Raw genomic sequence first — 21,544 nt, 5'->3', positions numbered from 1 at the left:
GATTCGGTGGAATGGGGCCATGATGCGCGGCCTAAAGATCGAAAAAAAGCGTAAATATCGGCTTGTTATTATCAGATTATTGAATGATAAAGGTGCTGTAGCGCATGCGATTCATCGCCTAATTCACTGATCCATAAGCATTCGCTGGCGCTTTGCTGCGGATGAGGCGAACATGCCTGCTGTTTCAATTTTCAATGGAGTGACCGTGTCTCACGAGCATCCCCAGGCTCCGGCCGACCTGACCCCGCCCGCCCAACTGCCCTGGCTGCGCCGCCTCGCTGCACGCTTGCTGGGGCGTGGCTTGAGCCGCCTGCGGGCTCAGCACCGCGACTCGTGGTTCCTCGGCCATGCCGATGGCTTGCGCAACGGCCATGCCGATGGCCTGCGTGACGGCTACGAGCGCGGGCGAGTGGAGGGCTACGAAGCCGGGCGTCAGGTGCTGGTGATTCGCGATAGCCGGCCCGACGGTTCGGGCGTGCCGGGCCAGGACGACAACCTGTTCGACGACTGGCGCCTGCCGTTGACGGCCGAGCTGAAGAAGCGCTTCAAGGCCGACGTGGCCCAGCGCCTGCCAGCCTCGGCCCAACCCAGCGCGGCGCAGTGGAAGCTGATCTTCAGCGACACGCCGTCCACCTGCGTGGTGGCAGGGGCCGGCGCCGGCAAGTCGACTTCCCTGGTGCTGCGGATCCTGCTGTTGCGCCATTACCTGGGCTTCGAACTGGATGCCATGACCGTGGTGACCTTCACCCGCGAGTCGCGCAAGGACTTCATCCAGCGCTTGCTGCAGGTGTTCGCGCTATGGCAGATCGAACTGTCGCCGGCTCAAGGTCGTGAGCTGGTGCGCACCTTCCATTCGCGTATCCTGCCGCTGGTGCGCAGTTTGCCGGGGTTCGCCCAGGTTCGCGCGTTCGAGGCACTGGGCAATGAAATGCCCGCCGGTGGTGAAGCCAACGCCGAGAGCAACCCGTTCGACCTGCGATTGAACGACGCCCAGCGCCAGCAGCTCAATCTCTGCTATAGCGCGTTGCTGGCCGAAAGCCCTCGCTTCGCCGAGTTGATCGGCCTGCTGCGCCAGGAAGCCCTGCTGCTCAAGCCGCTGGACCCGGAGCACCCGGATGTGCAGAAGCGCGCACAGGTCACGCAACTGGCGGCCCAGCGCGACGAGGAACTGTGCGATGTGATCGAGGACCTGTGGTTCGCCGCCGGCGCCTGGCCGATCAAGGGCATCGAGCCCTGCCGCGACACGGTGCAGATCCGCGGTAGTCGTTTCCATGTGCAAGGTCGCCTGGAGGGGTTAGATGCCTGGGTGGTCCTGGGCTTCGATCCGTCCGAGAGCCCCCAGTACCAGCGGCCTGGCGCCAAGCTGACGGTGCGGGCGGAGTGGGCGGTGAAGCGCACACTGCTTCAAGCTTTCTGCGACAAGCCTCTGATATGGTTGGATAATTATGCTTCGGCAAAGCGCTTGGCGGCATCGCTCGCTGGCGATGCCATGGCCGGGCCGGGCTTCGAGTACAAGGTCAAGGGTGAACTGGCACCGGCCCCGCTGCTCGATGCCTTTGTCACCGCCGCCAGCTTCATTGAGAACCTCGGCCTGGATGTCAACGTCGCCGTGACCGCCATGAGTTTCCCCGCAGGGGACAGCGACGCGGCATTCTTCGAGGCCCTGGCGCTGTACTGGAAAGCCCTGGAGGCGCACCTGATGGCGCAGTCGCCGCCGGTGATGACCTATAACCGCATGTTCGCCTTGTTCGGCGAAAACAATCCGGAAAACCTGGCGCTATTACCCGACCCGCTGCTGCGCCCGCTGGCGCACCTGATGATCGACGAGTTCCAGGACGTCTCGCCGCAGATCGTCAGTTGGCTGCGTGCCAGCCTGGCGGAGATTCGTCGTCGTGGCCCGGACAGGCATGTCGGGCGGGCGGCGCAGCATTCCTCGCTGATGTGCGTGGGTGACGACTGGCAGTCGATCTATGGCTGGCGTGGCAGCTCGCCGAAGTACTTCATGGAATTCACCAAGGCGTTCCCGTCGCCTTCGAACACCCGAGTGATGCTGGTGGAGAACTACCGTAGCCAGCAGCACATCATCGATGCCGCAGAACACCTGGTGAAGGGCGCGCCGGCGATTGCCGGCAAGAAGGCCCGGGCGAGCGGGCTGGCGGCCACGTTGCCGTTGTCGCCGGTGAAGGTCTTCGAGCGGGACGAGGCGGCGTTGGCGCAAACCTTGATCGAGCATTACGAACGCGGCGAAACAGTGATGATGTTGTTTCGAAAAAGTAGCGATAAGCTATTGATTGAAAAAGAATTAAGTTCAGTACTTAACGTTGATTCTAGCTTGCCGCCAGCGCAGCGCCGTCTTCGTCAGCTGACCTACCACAGTGCCAAGGGGCTGCAGGCTGATGCCGTGTTCATGCTTGGGGACTGCCAGTACCAGACCAGCTCGCCCTACAAGAACCAGGTGTACCGGCTGGCCGGCCTGGGCAAGCCGGGGGATGCCCAGGCATTCGACACGGCGCAAAAAGAAGAAGTGCAGCGCCTGGCCTACGTCGCGGTCACGCGTGCGGTCAGGCACTGCTATTGGCATGTGGAGAAGCCCAACGGCGAGGCCGCTGGTCAGCCTCGGGCGTCGAGCCAGGTGCAGGGGCGGCAGGCCTTCTTCGAAGACCTGCGCGGCCTGTAGGTCAGTCGTTGGGGTCGCGGCGCGCGGTCAGCTTCAGGTAGAGGGCGTCTTCGTCCTCTTCCAGGCCCAGCGCCATGCGGTTCATGCCCTCGAGGTACTGGTCGCTGGCGATCTCCAGTCGCAGTGGCAAGCCATCATCGCCCAGCGGGCTGCGCTGCAGTGCTTTCGAGAGCGCATCCACCACCGGCGCCTCGAGCAATTCTTCCAGTTCGTTCCCTTCCAGATAGTCCATGCCTACGTCCCAGGGTTTCCTGAGGGCATCGAACCTGGCGCGGTATTCTGCGTGCAGCAGGCGCCGCCAGGTTGGTTGCCGCGAAATCCATTGGCGCCGCGACTGGGCATCAAGGTCCCGTGTCTCGACTTCGTCGCCTATCGCCTCCTCGGTCCAGGCTGAGATGTCGGCGGTGTCCCGGTACAGCATGTCCTGCTGGAGTTCGGGGAAGTCGAGTCTCTGTGACAAGCCCGTGCGTAGGGCCAGGCGTATTTCGATCAGATCGAGACCCTGGCCCAGACCATTGAGCAGCACCTCGTCCGACAGGGTGTCGAGAGAGTGAAGGGGCGGCACCGTCGGCTTCACGCCGCGTTCTCCCAGTGGCAGGACGCGCCAGGCGTCCACGGCCCGCATGGCATTGCGCCTGGCCAAGCGGGCGTTGAACAGCGACTGGGCCAGTGCGTTGACCTGATCGCGACGGAACAGGCGACGGAAGAACTGGAACAGCGCTGGTGTGGCCACCTGTGCGCCGCCGGCTTCGTCATAGGCCATGATTTCGATCTGCAGGGTGCCGAACGCATCGGCCCCGGCGTCGCCGCAGGATACTGGAAACTCGCCGGCGATCTGCTCCAGGCGTTTGCGCAAGCGGGTGCTGGCAGCAGCTCGCTCCAGCAGCGTCCAGACTTGGCGGGCGAATGCCTTGGGCTGACGCCAGGCGCTGGCGGACATGCCGGCCTGTTCGACGACTTGCCGCAGGCTGGGGTGCCTGTCCTCATCGAACAATGCCTTCCAGGTTGTTTGCTGGGGGGCGGTCGCGTGGTCCAGCCAGTTGATGCGTGGCACTGTCGCCGCAGTGGGCGCGGGCGGCTGGTCCGTGACCTCAGGCAGCGGCTCGGCGTATACACCGACCACCTCGAGGGTTTGGCGGACGTGCTCCTCCAGGGGGTTGTAGTTGAAGCGCCAGCGGTAAGGGCCGCGTCTTGCCATCAAGAGGTCCAGATATGGCGATGCCAGCAGGGGCTGCATGTCGGGCACCTGCGCGATACGGTTCACGCTCAGGTCGAGCTCGCGCAGCATGCACGGTGTGCGCTGCATCAAGCCGGTGAGCCCCGTGGGCCATTGCTCGAGCCGGCAGTTGTCCAAAAGCAGGGTGGCGAGGTTGTCGAGGCCGGTCAGGTTGGGGCTGATGACCAACGGGTTGTTGCTCAGGCGCAGGCGACGAAGCTCGCCCAGCTCGCGGAAGCGACCTGCGCTGGCCGCGTCCAGTGTTATGCGGTTGGAACGCAGGTCGAGGGTTTCCAGGCGTAGACTTGTCAGTAATTGCATATCGTCCGCCACGAGTGTCAGCCTGTTGCGTGGCAGGCAGAGGCTGCGCAGCTGGCCCAGGCCCGGCAGGACTTCACCTGCCTCGGCGGGCAACTGCGCCAGGCGCGTGCCGCTCAAGTACAGTTCGCGCAACTGTGGCGCATGGCGCAAGGCGTTTATCACCGAGGCAACGCTCATCTGCGGGCTGCTTCTGACGTCGATTCGCTGGAGTGACGGAAACGCTTGCAGGAAGTCGGCAGGCATCTCGGTCACATTGAGATTTTCCAGCTCCAATGCGGTGATATGGTCGAAACGCGCTGAAAGCGACGGCAGCGCATCGAGTGCCAGGCTCTCCAGGCTGAGTGTCTCGCCTTCCATTCTCTGCCAAGCGCGTATCAGCCGATCGGCGGCTCGTGTGTAGTACTGCCCGACTTCCTCGCCCCAGTCGCTTGCACCGGTTCTCGCCCACTCGGCGAGTTGCTTGCGCAGCCCGTCCAATTGCATGCGCAGTGCCTGAATCTGCTCGCTCACATTCCCCCTGGCACGCAGGGTGTTGAGTAGTTGTCGCAGTGCGCGGTCGCTCAGGCCTGGATACAACGCGTGCAGTTCACGCTCGGCCCGGGAGGCAAATATGCCGGGGCTCAAGGGGTAGCCATAACGTCCATCGCTCAGGCGCAGCGGCGAGCGAAAGCCCACGCGTACGGGTTGCTGGCCGATCAGGCGAGCAGCGCGCGGGCGATCGGCCAATGCGGCGTGATAACACTGTTCGGCGGTCCACTGTGGATGTTCGGCAAGCAGGCCGGCACGGATGAGTTGGCTGTCGGCGTTGGCCAGGGTGTTTCGGTGCAGGCCCACAATGGCACGGTCAAGGCGCACTCGAGCCTGCATCAGACGAGCTTCCTCGGCAATGCGCAGGGGGACGCGGCCAGCAAGCAGGGCTTCCCGCTCGAGGGTGTTGGCGTGTCCGACCAATTCCTCCAGTGCTCGCCTGGGCAATGATGGGAACTGTCGGCCAATGGCCTCGACCGAGGGAAGTGTGGCCACGGATGGGCTGGCGTAGAGGCTGTCGAACAGCGACTGGCGCTTGGTCGTGAGGTGGTCAGCCATCAGCGTGCGCAGGGCCTGCTGGCGCTGCGTGGTGTCGGTAGCCTCAGGCAACAATGCGTTGATCGTGCTTTCGTCCAGATGCTCGAGGACGACGCGCGCCAAGTCGCCGTTGTCCAGGTCGGTGCGGGTCAGCTGAATCAGTGTGTCACCCAGCTGGTTGCGTCCATAGCGCGTCGCACTGCCCATTGTCTCGGTACCGTCGAACACCTCCAGCACTACATCGTCAGGCCAGCCAGGTAGTTCGCCCAGCACGGTCGCGGCGAATTGCTTGTAGGCAGCCAGCGGGCTGCCCTCACGGGTACGGGTGATGATGTCGTCGGCCGTCATGTCGGCTTTCAGTCGCTTCAGGGTATCCTCGAGCAGCGCCGGGGCGCGCCTGCCATCGGCATGCGCCCGCTCCAGCACGCCGCGGTCCAGCGCCGTGCTGTCCAGCGCAGCCAGCAGGTCTTCATCCTTCAACCCTTTACCGAGCGGGCCTAGGCGGCGCATCAGCTCGACGCGGCTCCAGTCCTGGGGGCGCTCGTGTTCCGCGCGCCATGCGCCATCGCCATAGCCCTCGAGGCGTGGCCTGTAGGCCTGCGGGTCGTTCGGATGAACGATGCGCCAATGCCCTTGGGCATCCTTTGCTACTTCGTGAAGGTCGTTACCCCGTTCGATGAAGTGTCGCGCGCCATGGTTGAGGATGCCTTCGTCGTCTGGTTGCAGGTCTGCGGGCAGTTCGACCGGGCTGCGATACTGCTCCAGGTTTGGGTGCCACAGGCGCTCCTCGCCGTCGAGCCAGATGCTGTCCATCCAGTCGACGAAACCGGAGGCCTTGGCCAGCTTGGCGACACCAGCGATGGCGATGACGCTGCCGAGGTTGACGAGCAACGATTCGACCTGCGTCACCGCTTCGGCGTTGTCACCTTCGGACCAGGCCTCGAAACCATGGAAAATGCTGGCCATGACCTGCGCGGCGCCCACGGCCAGCATGACCGCGTCCAGGCCGGGAACGAACATGGCGGCGACATTGAGCAGCGTCAGCCCCCTTTCGGCCCAATGCTCCAGGCGTTCGGCCCGTGCCTTGGCATCCATGTCCGCCGTTGGCACCGCCACCCCGCGGGCATCAGCCTGCAGGCGCTGGACATGGGCATTGAAGAGTTTGGGCCAGACGGGGAAGGCAATCGGCACTTCATGCACCGCCAGCGCCGGGAAGCGGGTGGGGCGCAGCGCGCCATCTTCTTCTTGCCCCTCGTCGGCCACCTGCCCTTGCCAGGGATGTGTACCGGGCTCGGTCTCGCCGAGAGCGGGTGAAGGCGGCTCGAGGGGGATCACATCGGGATGGGTGCTGTCGAATAGCCTGGCCATCAGTTTCCTGGACAGTGTCGGGCGATCCTCCAGCGCGACATGCTCCAGGAAGCGTTCACGGTAGGCGGGCTCCAGCAGGCGCTGGCGGATGTGCCTGCCCAGCGCCAGCAAGTTGGCGAACTCTTGCACTGGATGCTCGTCATCGAAGGGCAGGTAGGCGATGTAGGGGGGCGTCGTCATGCCCTCGGGGGCTAGCAGTATCAGATCGTGCAGCTGGACACCGAGCATGGTCAGGGTCTTCGCCACGATGGGGTGGTTGCCGTAGTGGGGGGCGGTATCGGCGACGCAGAACTGGCGCAGCGCCTGGTAGCCAGTGTCGGTGAGTTTGCCGCGCAGGTTCGCGATGACGCACTTCACGGTCAGTTCGTCGCGCTGCGCCTGGATCCATGATGGTTTTACCAGGGCTGCGCGGTCACCGCCGTAGACGCTTTGCAGATGCGCCTGGTAGCGCTTGCCCAGGTCAAGCGCACGGCAGTGCGCGACGAACTGGCTGGCGGTTAGCCCAGGCAGCTCGGCGCTGTCCGTGGCGCTGGCCTGGAGCGTGCTGAACGGACCGACTTCGGCCATGCCCTCGAAGTTGTGCAGGGCAGCTTCCAGCAGGCTGGTGAGGGTCGCGTCGCCGGTCGGTTGTTCGGTCAAGGACGGCGGATGGGGGGTATCGTGCGAGCCATCCGGATCGGGAAACTCGCCTTCCAGGCCAGGCGTGAAGGGCTGGAAGCGAAACTGTGCTTCTGTCAGCGAGGCCGTAATGCCCAGTCGCGCCTGCAGCAAGGGCTCGCAGAACTCGGTAATGCCGCGCAGGTCTTTCAGCGCCTTGGCCAATGCCTTGTGGCTGGCGGCCCGGTGGCTGATGGCATCGCGCAGGTTGGCTTGCTGGTCGGCAGTGGCCTGGGTGAACCAGTCCGGGAACTGGCCTTCTTCGTCGACAGGTATCCCGTGGGCATGCTTCAGCAGTCTGCTGGCGTGCGTGTGGTGAAGGTGTTTGCTCCAGCCGGGCAAGCTGCGCAGGATCTGCCGCTGGTGGTAGGGGGGATCGATACCGTGCATGGTCGTACTCCGTGAGAGGTGGGCGACCATTCAACGGCAGCAGGTCCTGGCTGGGGTGGTGCATATTCCAACCGGGGCAGCGCCCCTCTGTGGCAATGTTCGATGGGCTTGTGCGCTGTTTGCGGTTTAGGATGGCGGCTCGTCCATCACCCGGCACGGGAGCCCGAATGACCGACATCACAGTGCAGCAACACTGGATCGACCTGCCTGAAGGGCGGCTGTATGCCCAGAGCTGGCTACCGGCGGTGGAGCAGGGCGCGCCAATCATCCTGTTGCACGATTCACTCGGTTGCGTGGCACTTTGGCGTGACTTCCCCGCCTGCCTTGCCCAGGCCACCGGTTGCAGAGTCATCGCCTACGACCGCTTGGGCTTCGGCTACTCCGACACTCACCCGGGGCAACTGCGCGTGGGGTTTGTCGAGGCAGAAGCTTGCCAGGGGTTCGCCGCGGTGCGCCGGCAGTTGGGCATCGAGCAGTTCCTGGTGTTCGGCCACAGTGTCGGTGGCGGCATGGCCATCGCGTGTGCCGCGGCCCATGCTGAGTACTGCCTGGGCCTGATCACCGAGTCAGCCCAGGCGTTCGCCGAGGCGCGCACGCTCGAAGGTATTCGCGCGGCTGCACGGCAGTTCGCCGAGCCTGGGCAACTGCAGCGGTTGCAGCGCTACCACGGTGACAAGGCCGAGTGGGTGCTGCGTGCCTGGATCGACAACTGGCTGTCGGCGGACTTTGCCAGTTGGAACCTCGACGGCGTGCTGGCGCAGGTGCGTAGCCCGTTGCTCTGCCTGCATGGCGACAACGACGAGTTCGGCAGCCTTGCCCATCCCGAACGTCTCGTTCGATTGGCCGCAGGGCCAAGTCGAAAGACGATCCTGGCGGGTTGCGGGCATGTGCCGCACCGCGAGCAGATGCCTCGGGTGCTTGACGAGGTCGTCCGTTTCCTGGCGTGAACGTAGGGCACGCTGGCTATCCCGACAAAGCCGATTATGCTTCAGGTGACCTTGCCGCGATCCGAGGCCTGCCTCGTCGTGCTTCGCGCAACCGGTAAAGCCCTGGGGCCTGGGTGCGTGCGCTTCATCTGATTGGGACACTCCGGCCCGCGACAACCAGACGGAGGCGACCCATGGCGGTCCTCGACAGCGCATCCACGGGCAGTAGCGCGCCCCAACGTGGCATCACCCGGGAGGAGCGCAAGGTCATCTTCGCCTCTTCATTGGGGACCGTGTTCGAATGGTATGACTTCTACTTGTACGGCTCGCTGGCGGCGATCATCGCCAAGCACTTCTTCGCCGGCGTCAACGAAACCACTGCGTTCATTTTCGCTTTGCTGGCGTTTGCCGCAGGCTTTGCGGTGCGGCCGTTCGGCGCCATCGTGTTCGGTCGCCTGGGCGACATGATCGGGCGCAAGTACACCTTCCTCATCACCATCGTGATCATGGGCCTGTCCACCGCAGTGGTGGGTATCCTGCCCAGTTACGCGGCCATTGGTGTGGCTGCACCGGTGATCCTCATCACCTTGCGCCTGCTGCAGGGGCTGGCGCTGGGCGGCGAGTATGGCGGCGCGGCCACCTATGTGGCCGAGCATGCACCCAAGGGCCGGCGCGGTTTCTTCACCGCGTGGATCCAGACCACCGCCACGCTCGGGTTGTTCCTGTCATTGCTGGTGATCCTGGCCTGCCGCACGGCGATGGGCACCGAGGCGTTCGAGGCCTGGGGCTGGCGCATCCCGTTCCTGCTGTCGATCCTGCTGCTGGCGATCTCGGTGTATATCCGCATGCAACTCAACGAATCGCCGGTGTTCATGAAGATGAAAGCCGAGGGCAAGGCGTCGAAAGCGCCGCTCACCGAGTCGTTCGCACGCTGGGACAACCTGAAGGTGGTGATCATGTCGCTGTTGGGCGGCACCGCTGGGCAGGCGGTGGTGTGGTACACGGGGCAGTTCTATGCACTGTTCTTCCTGCTGCAGATGCTCAAGATCGATCCGCAGACCGCCAACCTGCTGATTGCTGGCTCGCTGTTGATCGGCACACCCTTCTTCATCATCTTCGGCAGCCTGTCCGACCGTATCGGGCGCAAGCCGATCATCATGGCCGGCTGCATTATCGCGGCGCTGACTTACTTCCCGATCTTCAAGGGGCTCACCGAGTACGGCAACCCGGACGTGTTCGTCGCCCAGGAACAGAACCCGGTGGTGGTAGTGGCCGACCCCGGGCAATGCGCGTTCCAGTTCGACCCGGTGGGCAAGGCCCGCTTCACCAGCTCCTGCGACATCGCCAAGAGCCTGCTGGCCAAGCGCGCCATCCCCTACGAGAACCAGGCGGCCGAGCCCGGCAGCGTCGCCCAGGTGCGCATCGGTGAGCGGGTGTTGTCGAGCTTCGATGGTCGCAGCCTGGCGGCGGCCGATTTCAAGGCGCAGAGTGATGCCTTCACGGCCAGTCTCGGGGCTGCGTTGAAGGAAGCCGGTTACCCGGAAAAAGCCGACCCGGCGAAGATCCACTACCCGATGGTGCTGTTGCTGCTGACCATCCTGGTGATCTACGTGACCATGGTCTACGGCCCGATCGCCGCCTGGCTGGTGGAGTTGTTCCCGGCGCGTATCCGCTACACCTCGATGTCGTTGCCGTACCACATCGGCAACGGCTGGTTCGGCGGCTTCCTGCCCACCGTGGCGTTCGCCATGGTGGCGGCGACCGGGGATATCTACTACGGCTTGTGGTACCCGATCGTGATCGCGGTGATGACGGCGGTGTTGGGGATCTTTTTCCTGCCGGAGACCAAGGACAGGGACATTCAACACACCTGATATCCATTTATTTGGCAGGACCAGTAGGAGCGGCTTCAGCCGCGATCACCCGCAAAGCGGCTGCCAGGCACCGCGTTGTCTGCATCGCGGCTAAAGCCGCTCCTACGTCCCTGTGCTCAGTCGAAGTACCCACGCAGGCCATAGCGGTAACCGGTGTCTACCTCGGCCTCGGCGCGAGGACCGAGGGTTTTCGTCAACACGAACTCGAATGCCGGCTCGTACAGCCCGTCCCGCACCAAGGCACCCGCCAGCACCTCGACGTCGTACCAGCCATTGTCCAGCTCGATGATCGGCCGCCCCGGCTCCTGGTAGCGCGCCAGCAGGTCGCCCATGGTCTTGCGGGTGAAATGCTGCAGCACGCGCCAGGTAAACAGCATCAGCGCGCGGTTCTCAACCCGCAGCACATGGCCTTTGCGTTGGTGCTTGAGGCGGCTGCCGGGCGCGAGCAAGGCCGGTGTTTCACTGTCGAGGCTGAAGACGATGCGGTAGGGCAGGTTGTCGATACCGGCCAGGGGCAGGATCACGCCTTCCCGTACCGCTTGGTCGCCGCTGTCGCCCTGGGTGAAAGCCCGGGCCAGGTCGTCGGGAAGGTCGTGTTGCTCCTTGAAGTGTTCGAGCAGTTGGATGTCGCCGAGAAGAAAGTAGTCGACCAGGTCGTTGAGGACTTCGCTGAACTCGTAGCGCATGGGTTTTCCTTGTTGTGACTGCGCTGGGTGAAGTCAGCAATGTAGATGGGCTGAGCGTAGGTCGCCAACCACTTCCTCAGTGACGCTGGGCGATCTGGATCAGGTTGCCGCAGGTGTCGTCGAACACCGCGACCGTCACCGGTCCCGCCACCGTCGGTGGCTGGGTGAAGTGTACGCCTGCGGCGCACAGGCGGACGTACTCGGCCTGGATATCGCGCACGCCGAATGAGGTGGCGGGGATGCCGTCCTGCTTGAGGGCGGTCTTGTAGGCTTTTGCCGCTGGGTGGGCATCCGGTTCGAGCAACAGCTCGACGCCGTTGGGGTCGTTGGGGGAAGTGAAGGTGAGCCAGCGGTGCTTGCCCATCGGAATGTCATGCTTGGGTTGGAAACCCAGTACGTGATGATAGAACGCCTGGGCCTTGGCCTGGTCGTCGACGAGAATGCTGGTGACCACGATCTTCATAGGCTCACACCAGGGTGAAGGGGCGTAACAGCAATTAAAGACGTTGCCAGGTATTTGGCCAGCGGGATACCACGGCCGTTCCAGTCATTCGCAAGCGGGGATTGAAATCAGACCGCGTCGTGCAGCGCGTTGCCGACCAGGTCGAAGGTTTCCAGCTCGGCTTCCACGGCCTCGATGATGCGCTCGACATCGGCGGCGGCCATGATCGCCGTGCAGGGGATGCCGGCGATGGCCAGCAGTGTCACGCCCGTGGCCCGATCGAAGAGCCGGGCAATCATGCTGCGAGGTGCATCCATGCTGGCTTCGAACCCAAGCGGGTGAAAATGCCAACGCATCACCTGGCAGGCGTTGGGGAACGTCATCTTGTTCATGCCAGCCTCCTTGTTCGTACCTGAACGCGGTGATTGAAATGGCCGTGCCTGGCCGTCGGGAATTAACCATAGCACCTGCCATGGCAGTGTTCCCTGGAAAATATGGCAAATGTGCTAATGCATGACGGTGGTCACACTGCTGTCATCGTGACCGGTCGGCGGGCGTCCACCGGGGCAAACGTTTGTCCTATGGGCCGGGCGCTGGCGAGGCGCCCGGCTCTGCTATGTTTACTGGCAGCAATTTCGGACCAGCGGTGCGGGTCGGGCAGACAGGGAGGTAGCCATGCGGTTTTCCACGCTCACCCAACGCATCGCCGGCGAGGCGGCCGCCGCCTGGGATATCCACTACCAGGCCCTGGCCCTGCGCCGACAGGGGCGCGAGATCTTTCTGCTGTCGATGGGCGACCCGGATTTCGACACACCGTCAGCAGTGGTCGAGGCGGCGGTGGCCAGCTTGCGGCAGGGTGACACCCACTACAGCGATGTGCGCGGCAGCCTGGCGTTGCGCGAGGCCATCGTGCGCGACCGCCAGTTGCCCCTCGACCCGGACCAAGTGGTCGTCACCGCCGGCGCCCAGTGCGCCTTGTACGCGACTTTCCAGTGCCTGTTCGAGGCCGGCGACGAGGTGATCGTCGCTGAGCCGATGTATGTCACCTACCACGGTGTATTCGGTGCTTGCGGCGCGCAGGCGGTACCCGTGGCGGTAAGCTCGGAAGAAGGCTTTCGGCTTGACCCAGGCGCCGTGGCCCGGGCCATCACCCCGCGTACCCGCGGCGTGCTGCTCAACAGCCCGCACAACCCTACCGGCGCGATCATCGATGCGGCCGACATGGCGAGCCTTGCGCAACTGTGCCGCGAGCATGACCTGTGGCTGGTGTGCGACGAGGTGTATCGCAACCTGAGTTATGACGGCCCGGCGCCAAGCCCGCTCAGCTTGCCGGGCATGGCCGAACGCTGCGTGGTGATTGACAGCCTGTCCAAGTCCCATGCCATGAGCGGCTGGCGAGTGGGCTGGGTGATCGGGCCCAAGGCGCTGGCGGCGCATCTGGGCAACCTGGCCATGGCCATGCTGTTCGGCCTGCCTGAGTTCGTCATGCAGGCCACTCGCCTGGCGCTGGAACGCGACTTGCCGGAGGTACGGCGGATGCGCGAGGCCTACCGCCAGCGGCGGGACCGGGTCTGCGCGGCGCTGGAAGGCTGCCCGGGGGTGCGTGTACATCGTCCAGCGGGCGGCATGTTCGTCATGCTCGATATTCGTGGCAGCGGGCTCAGCGCCCAGATCTTCGCTCAGCGCCTGCTGCTGGAGGAGGGCGTGACGCTGTTGCCGGGGGATGCCTTCGGCCCAAGCGCGGCGGGGCATGTGCGGTTGGGGCTGGTGCTGGATGCCGAGGTGCTGGAGGAGGCTTGCCGGCGCATCGTCGCCTGTGCCCGGCGAGTGCTAGCCGAGCAGGCCGGCGGCGATGTTGATGGTGAAGCCCAGGATCGCCGTGTTGAACACGAAGCCTACCAGTGAATGGGCCAGCACCGCCTTGCGCATGGCGCGCCCGCCGACACCGATATCCGAAGTCTGCACGGCGACGCTGATGGTGAACGAGAAGTAGTGGAAGTCCCAGTAGTCCGGATTGCGCTCGTTGTCGGGGAAGCGCAGCGGCGGCTCGTGGCGATCGCCGGTGTAGAACAGCCTCGCGTAGTGCAGGCTGAAGATGCAGCCGATCAGCAGCCATGACCCGGCTACGGTCAGGCCGGTGTACAGGTAGTGCAGGGCCAGCGCGCCGCCCTCCAGGCCACGGCTGGACACCAGTTGCAAGGTCACTGCGGCGAGGCTGGCGATGGCCGCCACGATGACGGTGACCAGCACCAGGCCTGCGTTCTCGTCCTCGATGCTGGCCACCTGGCGCACTTTGGCCGCCGTCGCCCGCAGGCTGAGCCACAGGACCATGAGCAGATAAAGCCACACGCCCAGATTCCAGCCGGCGAGGATGTGTTGCACGGTATCGTCGGCGGGGATCAACCAGGCGCCGAGAAGGCCGGCCAGGATGGCGATGCTGAGGCGCGGGTGAGTGCGGGTGAGGTGGTGGAAGGCCATGCTGTCTCGGCGTTGGAGGGGTGCGCTGCAACTGTAGACCACACGACGAGCAATGCCCACTTGCTCCCCCTGGAACAAATATTTTGTAGGAGCGGCTTTAGCCGCGATACAGACAACGCGGTGTCTGGCACCCGCTTCGCGGGTGATCGCGGCTGAAGCCGCTCCTACAACATGTAAGCATCGCAGGTGTTTCGCTATCCCGGCATGCCATCTATCCTGGGGCGCGTCAGGATCGGCAGGTAATGCCACAGGAACAGCAGCAACGCCGCACAACCCAAAAGCACCGACAGGCCCAGCCCCAGCGACGTGAACGGCACCAGTGCCACCCGGGCCAGTGCCGCGAACTGGATCAGCGCGAATGCCCAGCCGATGCTGCGTGGCACCTGCAATGGCCGCCCGGTGTGCCCAAGGCTGACCCGCGCCATCATGGCCACGATCAGTCCGGTCATGGCGCCGACCGTGAGTGCATGGGCCGCCAGGCTCGGGTTGATAGCCACCCCGGCATGCCACGCCGCCAGCCCCAGGCAGGCCGGTACCAGCCAGGCATAGGCCAGGTGCAGCGACCACAGCAGCGGCACACGCCAGATGCCGCGGTCGTGCCAGAGTACCAGGCGTACTCCGTGCAGCATGGCCAGGGCGCCGAACAGCAAAGCCATCAAGGATTGTGGCGTATCGTTGGCCCCTGCCAGGTAACTGACGGGCAGTGCCACGCTGGCCGCCAGGCAGGTGCGATCTAGCCAGGGCCGCGTCGGCGCCGGGGCCATGTTGCCCAGGCCGCGACGGGTGAAGAAAGGGATCACCCGGCCACCGATCACACTCATCATTGCCGCCACCAGCCAAAGCCCGGCGAGCACGCCACGCCGTTGCCAGCGCTCGTCGTGGTTGAGCCAGCCGGCCAGTGCCAGCCATTGGCAGGCCGACAACAGCAGGATCAGTACCACGATGGGGTAATTGTTGCGCAGGCGGCGCTGGATGATCGGCCGTGCCAACGCCACGGCCACCAGGGGCAGGAAGGCGCCTTGGAGCACGATCAGCAGCGCCGGCGGCAAGGGCAGGAACCAGCTTGCCCGCGCCAGCAGCCAGAGCAGGAACAAGCCCGCCAAGGGGCGGCCGCTCAGGCCGGGGATGCCGCTCCAGTTCTGCACGGCTGTCAGCAGAAAGCCGGCTACGATGGCCGCGGCAAAGCCATAGAGCATTTCATGGCGGTGCCAGGCCAGCATGCCCCCCGCAGGTGAAACTTGCAGCGTGCCGGTCAGTGTCCCGGCCCATAGCAACAGGGCAAGCAAGGCGAACAGGCTGCCGCCAAGGAAGAACGGGCGAAAACCCAGGGCCCAGAGGGCCTGGCGTGGGCGAGCGGTGATCGGCTGTATGAGCATGAGCAAGCGCCTTGGTTCGATCAGCGTAAGTGAATGGGGTACCATCACGATTCGTGCCATCGCTGAAACCCTTGAATATCAAGATGATGGCAGTTTTGTTGTCATAATGACCTTGCGATTTTGTTGTCATATTGACTTCCATCGTGGTCATTGAGACTTGTTTTTGCTTTACGCTGCCTTCCCGCGCCGAAGCTCCGCTACAGGATTCCCGTTGTGACCGACCTCCTGCGCAACCCGCTGCTGCAGTACCTCGCCCGCCTGGCGCCGTCCAGCCAGTTGACCATGCGCTACATCCTCCAGGATGCCGCCGATCGCCTGGGTTTCGTCGATTGCGATATCGCCGATGTGCCCTGGCACCATCTCGAGCCCGGCCATGTGATCGCCCTGGTGGCGGCCCTGCGCACGGATGGCTATGCCCCGAATACTTCCTCGCTGTATGTGAACGCGGTGCGCGGGGTCATGAACGAGGCTTGGCGCCAGGGCTTGGTCGAGCACGAGCATCTGCTGAAGATCCGTGAAATCAAGCCGGCCAGCGGCAGTCGCCTGCCGGCAGGGCGCAATTTGCGGCGCAGCCTGATTCGTGAACTGATGGATGTCTGTGCTGCCGACCCGCGACCGCAGGGCGTGCGCGATGCGGCGATCCTGGCGCTGCTGTATGGCACCGGCATGCGCAAGTCGGAATCGGTGGATGTGAACCTGGACCAGGTCGACTTCGACGAGCGCAGCGTGCAGGTGCTGGGCAAGGGCAATCGCGAACTGATCAAGTACGCCCCGGGCTGGGCGTTCGACAAGCTGCAGGCCTGGCTCGACCTGCGCCGCCAGCACCTGCCGGCGGGGGAGTGCGACGATGCGTTCTTGTTCAACCGTATTCGACGGGGCAGCCACATCACCCGTGCACGAATTACCAAGCACGCCATCTACTACATCGCACGCCAGCGTGGGGCGCAGGTGGGGGCGAAGATCATGCCCCATGATTTTCGCCGCGCGTTCATCACCCGGGTGATCGAGGAACACGACCTGTCGATCGCCCAGAAGCTGGCGCACCACGCCAACATCCAGACCACGGCGGGGTACGACCGGCGGGATGACAATGAGCGGCGGCGGGCGGTGGAGCGGTTCGACTATTGAGGGGCAGTTCTGGCACCGGCTTTGCTGGTGTTCGCCAGCAAGGCTGGCTCCTACAGGGGGGCCAGCCTGCCAAGGGGTGAGGGTTAGACGCGGAACTGGTCCATCAAGCCTTGCTGCTGGTTGGCCAGGCTGTTGAGCGACTGGCTGACCCGCGCCGATTCGTTGGCCTGCCCCGACAGCGACTCGGTGACGTCGCGGATGGTGGCGACGTTGCTGTTGATTTCCTCGGCCACCGCGCTTTGCTCTTCCGCGGCGCTGGCGATCTGCAGGTTCATGTCGGTGATCACCGTCACGGCCTGGCCGATGCGTTGCAGCGCGGTGACGGCTTGGCCGACCTGTTCGACACCGCCCTGGGCCTGGCGATGGCTGCTGTCCATGGCGCCCACCACTACCTGGGTGCCGGCCTGCAGGGCTTCGATCACCTGGCGGGTTTCCTCCACCGATTCCTGGGTGCGGCGGGCCAGGTTGCGCACTTCGTCGGCGACCACCGCGAAGCCACGGCCGGCTTCACCGGCGCGGGCGGCCTCGATGGCGGCGTTTAGCGCCAGCAGGTTGGTCTGCTCGGCGATCGAGCGGATCACCTCCAGCACCGAACCGATCTTCTCGCTGTTCTGCGCCAACCCTTCGACCTGGGCCATGGCGCTGCTCATGTCGGCGGCCAGGGTGTCGATGCTGGTGGTGGTGCGGTCGATCACCGCCAGGCCTTCGCGGGTGGCCTGGTCGGCCTCGCGCGCGGCCTGGGCGGCCTGGGCGGCACTGCGGGCGACGTCCTGGGCGGTGGCGCTCATTTCATGGGAGGCGGTGGCCACCTGGTCGACCTGGCGGTATTGCTGTTCCATGCCGGCGCTGGTCTCGGCGGCGATGGCCGCCGACTGGTCGGCGGTGCCACGGGCGGCCTGCACCGAGCGCTTTACCTCGGCGATGGTCGGTTGCAGCTTGTCGAGGAAACGGTTGAACCAGCCGGCCAGCTCGCCCAGTTCGTCCTGCTTGGCGTACTGCAGGCGGCGGGTCAGGTCACCTTCACCGCTGGCGATATCCTTGAGCATGCTCGCCACGCCGAGGATCGGCCGGGTCACGCCACGGGCCATCAGCCACACTAGCAGCAGGCCGGCGATGGCGGCGGCCAGGCCCAGGCCCAGCTCCAGCAGGGTGCCGCTGGTGTTGAGGGCGTCGAGTTCCACCTTGAGGGTTTCGGCCGGGCCGGTGAGGGCGCTTTCCGGGACGTCGAGCAGCACGCCCCAGGGCTTGCCGCCAGGGATCGGCTCGAATGCGGCCAGTACTTTCAGGCGTTGCTGGTCGTGGAGGATCTGCAGTTTGCCTTCACCGAGCTTGCGTACCATCTCGGCGCCCTGGGCGCGGTCAACCTGGTCAAAGCGCTGGGCCAGCTTGGTGGCGTCGGCGCTGTAGCCGGCCAGCAAACCGACCGGGCTGAGGATGCCGACCGTGGTGCGGCCTTCGTACAGGCTGCGGCTGGCTGTCTGGCTGAGGGCCTGCAGGCTGTTGAGGTTGATGTCGATGGACAGCGTGGCGATCACTTTACCGTTGGCCTTGAGCGGGAAGACGATGCTGGTCATCAGCACGCGCTGGCCGTCGATGTCATAGAAGTACGGCTCCACCACGCAGACCTGGCCGCTGCTGCGCGGGCACACCCACCAGGTGTTGGCCGGCTGGCCGCTGGGGCCGATCTCGGTGTTGGCCATGTCGTGCTCGGGCAGGGCCATCGAGGTCAACTGGCCGGCACGGGGCTGCGACCAGTACAGGGCAAAACGCCCGGTTTCGTTGCTGCCCAGCTCGCTCTGGCCGGCGAACAGCTTGTCCTTGCCGTCCAGCGCACCCGGCTCGAACACCAGCGACAGCCCCAGCAGGTCGGGGTTGGCCTGCAGGGCCGCGCGCACCTGGGCGGTCATGTCCTGGCGCAGGTCGTAGGCGTCGAGGAAGCGCTTTTCCGCCTGCTCGCGCAGGAACAGCACCTGGCGGGCGAAGCCGGCGCCGTACTGGTAGGCGTCCATGAACTGGCGGCGAATGTTAAGGGCCTGCACTTCGCCCTGGGACTCGATGCGCGACTGGGCCGCCTCGGTGAGCATCTTCATGCTGCTGGCCTTGACCAGGTCCGAACTGTGGTCCATGCGGTACAGCGAAAGGCCGACCAGCAGAGTGACGATAGCCGCCAGGCACAGGCCTGCCAGCAGGGTGATCTTCCATTGAATCGAGAGTTGTCGCAGCGAAGGCATTGGGGCAATTCCGTTCTAATAGGTTTGATGCTGCAGGCTGTATCGGCGGGGTAAGTTTTTTCTTTATTCAAACGTTCAATTTAAAGTGTAAGGCCTGGACCTATTCCTACGCCATGGCGCGAAACAGACGCCTTTGACTTCTGTTAATTCGTGCTTCAGAGTGTGCGCCTTTCATACAACATGCCTGGGTCTGGCCGCCGCTTGCTGCCGGAATACCCACTTTTTGTCTGTAGTAAAGAGGTTTGCATACCATGAATGCTGTTATCGCCGCGGTCGGGCTCATGCTGGTCCTGAGTCTCTGCCGCGTGCATGTCGTCATTGCGCTGACCATCGGCGCCTTGGCGGGGGGGCTGGTCGGTGGACTGGGTGTTGAGGGAACGCTTGTAGCTTTCAATGGTGGCCTGGGTGGTGGCGCCACGGTGGCACTGTCATACGCGTTGCTGGGAGCGTTCGCTGTGGCCATTGCCAAGTCCGGGCTGGCCCATGCCTTGGCGGACCGCGCGCTGGCGATGGTGAACCACCAGGGTCGCGCGGAGGGAGGCCGGGTCAAGTGGGCACTGATCTACTTGATCCTGCTCGTCTCCATTTGTTCGCAGAACCTGTTGCCGATTCACATCGCTTTCATTCCCATGCTCCTGCCACCGCTTCTGTATGTGTTGACTCGCCTGCGTATCGATCGACGGCTGATCGCCTGTGTGATCACCTTTGGCCTGGTCACGCCGTACATGTTCCTTCCGGTGGGGTTCGGCAACATCTTCCTCAATGAAATCCTGCTGGCCAACGTCAGCCGTGCAGGGGTTGACGTGAGCGGTATCAATGTCAGCCGGGCGATGGCCATTCCGGCAGCCGGCATGGTGGTGGGATTGCTGCTGGCGGTGTTCTTCAGCTATCGCAAGAAGCGTGACTACGACCTGGCGCGAATCGAGCAGGTCGAACAGGTCGAAGTAAGCTACAACCCGAAGACCTTGCTGGTCGCTGTCTTCGCCGTGGCCGCGGCATTCGTCGTGCAATTGTGGTTGTCGTCGATGATCATCGGCTCGATGGTCGGATTCCTGATCTTCACCCTGTCGGGCATCGTGCGCTGGAAGGACAGCGACGACGTCTTCACCGAAGGCATGAAGATGATGGCGATGATTGGCTTCATCATGATTGCCGCGGCAGGGTTCGCCGAGGTGCTGAAGGCCACGGGCGAGGTGAAGATGCTGGTCTCGGCTGCGGCGCAATGGATCGGGCACAGCAAGGGCGTCGGGGCGCTGTTGATGCTGCTGGTCGGCTTGTTGGTGACCATGGGCATTGGGTCGTCGTTCTCGACCGTGCCCATCCTGGCCACGATCTTCGTGCCACTGTGTGTCCAGTTGGGGTTCGACCCGCTCGCCATCGTGTGTATCGTTGGTACTGCGGGTGCGTTGGGCGACGCTGGTTCACCCGCTTCGGATACGACGTTGGGGCCGACCGCAGGCCTTAACGTGGATGGCCAGCATCACCATATCTGGGACACCGTGGTGCCCACCTTCATCCACTACAACCTGCCATTGCTGGCCTTCGGCTGGCTGGCTGCGATGATCCTCTGAAGCAGGGCCTCAGCTGCGGCTGGGGACCGGGACGATGCGGTTGAGGACGGTGCTGCCGTCCTTGCTGCGAGTGAGGTAGATCGGCAGCACCTTGGGCAGGGTGTCGACCAGGCGTTCGACTTCCGTGGTGCTGTAGATACCGCTGATGCGAATGCCAGCGGTGCTGTCGTCAGCCAGCAGCAGCGGCTTGTCGAGGTAGCGGTTGATCAGCGGCAGCGCCTGGGCAAGGCTCAGGTTGTCCAGCACCAGCTTGCCGTTGCGCCAGGCCAGGTTGTTGCCGTAGTCGTCGCTCTGGGCCAGCTGGGGCTCGAAATCGCCCTTGTCGTAGCTGGCCTGCATGCCCGGGCCAAGCCGGTAGCCACCAGCGTTGCCGGCACTGCTCACCAGCACCGAACCTTCCACCAGGGTCACCTTGACCTGATCCTCGTACTTCCACACGTTGAACTGGGTGCCGGTCACTCGGGTCTGGCCGTTGCCGGCGCGGACGATGAACGGGTGGCTGCTGTCGTGCGCGACCTTGAAGAATGCCTCGCCCTTGACCAGGGTGGCACGGCGCTCGTCCTTGAAGTTCAGGTAGCGCAGTTCGCTGTGCAGGTTCAGCTCGACGCTGCTGCCGTCGCTCAGGCGCACCTGCTGCAACTGGCCGGTGGTTTCGAAGTGCTGGTAGCTATTGGGTAGCCAGCCTTGCTCCCAGCCAACCCAGCCGGCCAGGGGCAGGGCGAGCAGGGCAATTGCCGCCGCGGAGGCGAAAGGGCGCCAATGGCGCGCTGGCGCCTGCCGTGGTCTCGAGGGCTTGAGCTCGACGACCGTGGCCGTGCGCGGCAGCAGATCAGCGGTCTGCCAGATCTCCAGCATCGCCTGGTATTCCTCGGCATGCCGTGGGTCGGCGGCCAGCCACTGGCTGAACGCCTGGCGCTCGAGCGCCGTGCAATCGTCGGCGTGCAGGCGCATGCACCAGTGCGCGGCGGCATCGGTGATGGCATCGTCTTCGCTGGGAATGTGGCGGTCCTGGTTCATTGCGGCTCCCGGTTTTGCGGCATTCTACCTCCGGGCGGGCCTGTCGAGAACGTGTTAATGGCGAATGACTATCAATTGTAGGAAAAATCGTCGCATATGAGGATGGGTCGTATCTGGGCCA

14 protein-coding genes are annotated in these 21,544 nt (G+C 64.3%); 6 read left to right on the top strand and 8 right to left on the bottom strand.

The window, feature by feature from the left end; all coding sequences use genetic code 11:
• The first annotated feature begins 172 nt into the window (after positions 1 to 172).
• The gene (locus tag PSEEN_RS13925; RefSeq protein WP_011534168.1) at positions 173 to 2,677 is read left to right on the top strand and encodes a UvrD-helicase domain-containing protein; all 2,505 of its coding nucleotides are present in this window, start codon (positions 173 to 175) and stop codon (positions 2,675 to 2,677) included.
• 1 nt (position 2,678) lies between these two features.
• Here PSEEN_RS13925 and PSEEN_RS13920 read toward each other — a convergent pair whose 3' ends face one another.
• Positions 2,679 to 7,694: a dermonecrotic toxin domain-containing protein gene (locus tag PSEEN_RS13920; protein WP_011534167.1), complete on the bottom strand. Its 5,016-nt coding sequence runs from the start codon at positions 7,692 to 7,694 to the stop codon at positions 2,679 to 2,681.
• A gap of 167 nt (positions 7,695 to 7,861) precedes the next feature.
• On the opposite strand from PSEEN_RS13920, the gene PSEEN_RS13915 reads away from it, so the two are divergent.
• Complete coding sequence (locus PSEEN_RS13915) at positions 7,862 to 8,641, top strand: alpha/beta fold hydrolase (RefSeq protein ID WP_044488160.1); 780 nt, start codon at positions 7,862 to 7,864, stop codon at positions 8,639 to 8,641.
• Between the two features lie 173 nt (positions 8,642 to 8,814).
• Complete coding sequence (locus PSEEN_RS13910) at positions 8,815 to 10,494, top strand: MFS transporter (protein WP_011534165.1); 1,680 nt, start codon at positions 8,815 to 8,817, stop codon at positions 10,492 to 10,494.
• Between the two features lie 116 nt (positions 10,495 to 10,610).
• On the opposite strand, the gene PSEEN_RS13905 is transcribed toward PSEEN_RS13910, so the two are convergent.
• The 3 genes from PSEEN_RS13905 to PSEEN_RS13895 form a co-directional block, all read right to left on the bottom strand.
• Complete coding sequence (locus tag PSEEN_RS13905; protein WP_011534164.1) at positions 10,611 to 11,180, bottom strand: hypothetical protein; 570 nt, start codon at positions 11,178 to 11,180, stop codon at positions 10,611 to 10,613.
• A gap of 76 nt (positions 11,181 to 11,256) precedes the next feature.
• Positions 11,257 to 11,643 (bottom strand): VOC family protein, encoded by a 387-nt coding sequence (locus tag PSEEN_RS13900; RefSeq protein ID WP_011534163.1) that lies wholly within the window; start codon positions 11,641 to 11,643, stop codon positions 11,257 to 11,259.
• Between the two features lie 107 nt (positions 11,644 to 11,750).
• On the bottom strand, positions 11,751 to 12,014 hold the full coding sequence (locus PSEEN_RS13895) for a DUF1652 domain-containing protein (protein WP_044488157.1): 264 nt from the start codon (positions 12,012 to 12,014) through the stop codon (positions 11,751 to 11,753).
• Between the two features lie 283 nt (positions 12,015 to 12,297).
• Here PSEEN_RS13895 and PSEEN_RS13890 point away from each other — a divergent pair, with 283 nt between their 5' ends.
• Positions 12,298 to 13,527, top strand: coding sequence for a pyridoxal phosphate-dependent aminotransferase (locus PSEEN_RS13890; protein ID WP_011534161.1), 1,230 nt, complete (start codon positions 12,298 to 12,300; stop codon positions 13,525 to 13,527).
• Here PSEEN_RS13890 and PSEEN_RS13885 read toward each other — a convergent pair.
• Positions 13,453 to 14,100 (bottom strand): DUF1345 domain-containing protein, encoded by a 648-nt coding sequence (locus tag PSEEN_RS13885; protein WP_011534160.1) that lies wholly within the window; start codon positions 14,098 to 14,100, stop codon positions 13,453 to 13,455. The genes PSEEN_RS13890 and PSEEN_RS13885 overlap by 75 nt on opposite strands.
• 194 nt (positions 14,101 to 14,294) lie before the next feature.
• Positions 14,295 to 15,476: an NnrS family protein gene (locus PSEEN_RS13880; RefSeq protein WP_011534159.1), complete on the bottom strand. Its 1,182-nt coding sequence runs from the start codon at positions 15,474 to 15,476 to the stop codon at positions 14,295 to 14,297.
• 213 nt (positions 15,477 to 15,689) lie between these two features.
• On the opposite strand from PSEEN_RS13880, the gene PSEEN_RS13875 reads away from it, so the two are divergent.
• The gene (locus PSEEN_RS13875) at positions 15,690 to 16,604 is read left to right on the top strand and encodes a site-specific integrase (protein ID WP_011534157.1); all 915 of its coding nucleotides are present in this window, start codon (positions 15,690 to 15,692) and stop codon (positions 16,602 to 16,604) included.
• A gap of 83 nt (positions 16,605 to 16,687) precedes the next feature.
• On the opposite strand, the gene PSEEN_RS27500 is transcribed toward PSEEN_RS13875, so the two are convergent.
• The gene (locus PSEEN_RS27500) at positions 16,688 to 18,835 is read right to left on the bottom strand and encodes a methyl-accepting chemotaxis protein (RefSeq protein ID WP_011534156.1); all 2,148 of its coding nucleotides are present in this window, start codon (positions 18,833 to 18,835) and stop codon (positions 16,688 to 16,690) included.
• 251 nt (positions 18,836 to 19,086) lie between these two features.
• On the opposite strand from PSEEN_RS27500, the gene PSEEN_RS13865 reads away from it, so the two are divergent.
• A complete protein-coding gene (locus PSEEN_RS13865) occupies positions 19,087 to 20,406 on the top strand; it encodes a Na+/H+ antiporter family protein (protein ID WP_011534155.1) in 1,320 nt (439 codons plus the stop codon).
• A gap of 9 nt (positions 20,407 to 20,415) precedes the next feature.
• On the opposite strand, the gene PSEEN_RS13860 is transcribed toward PSEEN_RS13865, so the two are convergent.
• On the bottom strand, positions 20,416 to 21,423 hold the full coding sequence (locus tag PSEEN_RS13860; RefSeq protein ID WP_011534154.1) for a FecR family protein: 1,008 nt from the start codon (positions 21,421 to 21,423) through the stop codon (positions 20,416 to 20,418).
• Between the last annotated feature and the right edge of the window lie 121 nt (positions 21,424 to 21,544).

The organism is Pseudomonas entomophila L48, assembly GCF_000026105.1.
Lineage (GTDB): Bacteria > Pseudomonadota > Gammaproteobacteria > Pseudomonadales > Pseudomonadaceae > Aquipseudomonas > Aquipseudomonas entomophila.
Note: the sequence above shows the minus strand (reverse complement) of the source record. Positions and strands in the feature narration are given on the sequence as shown.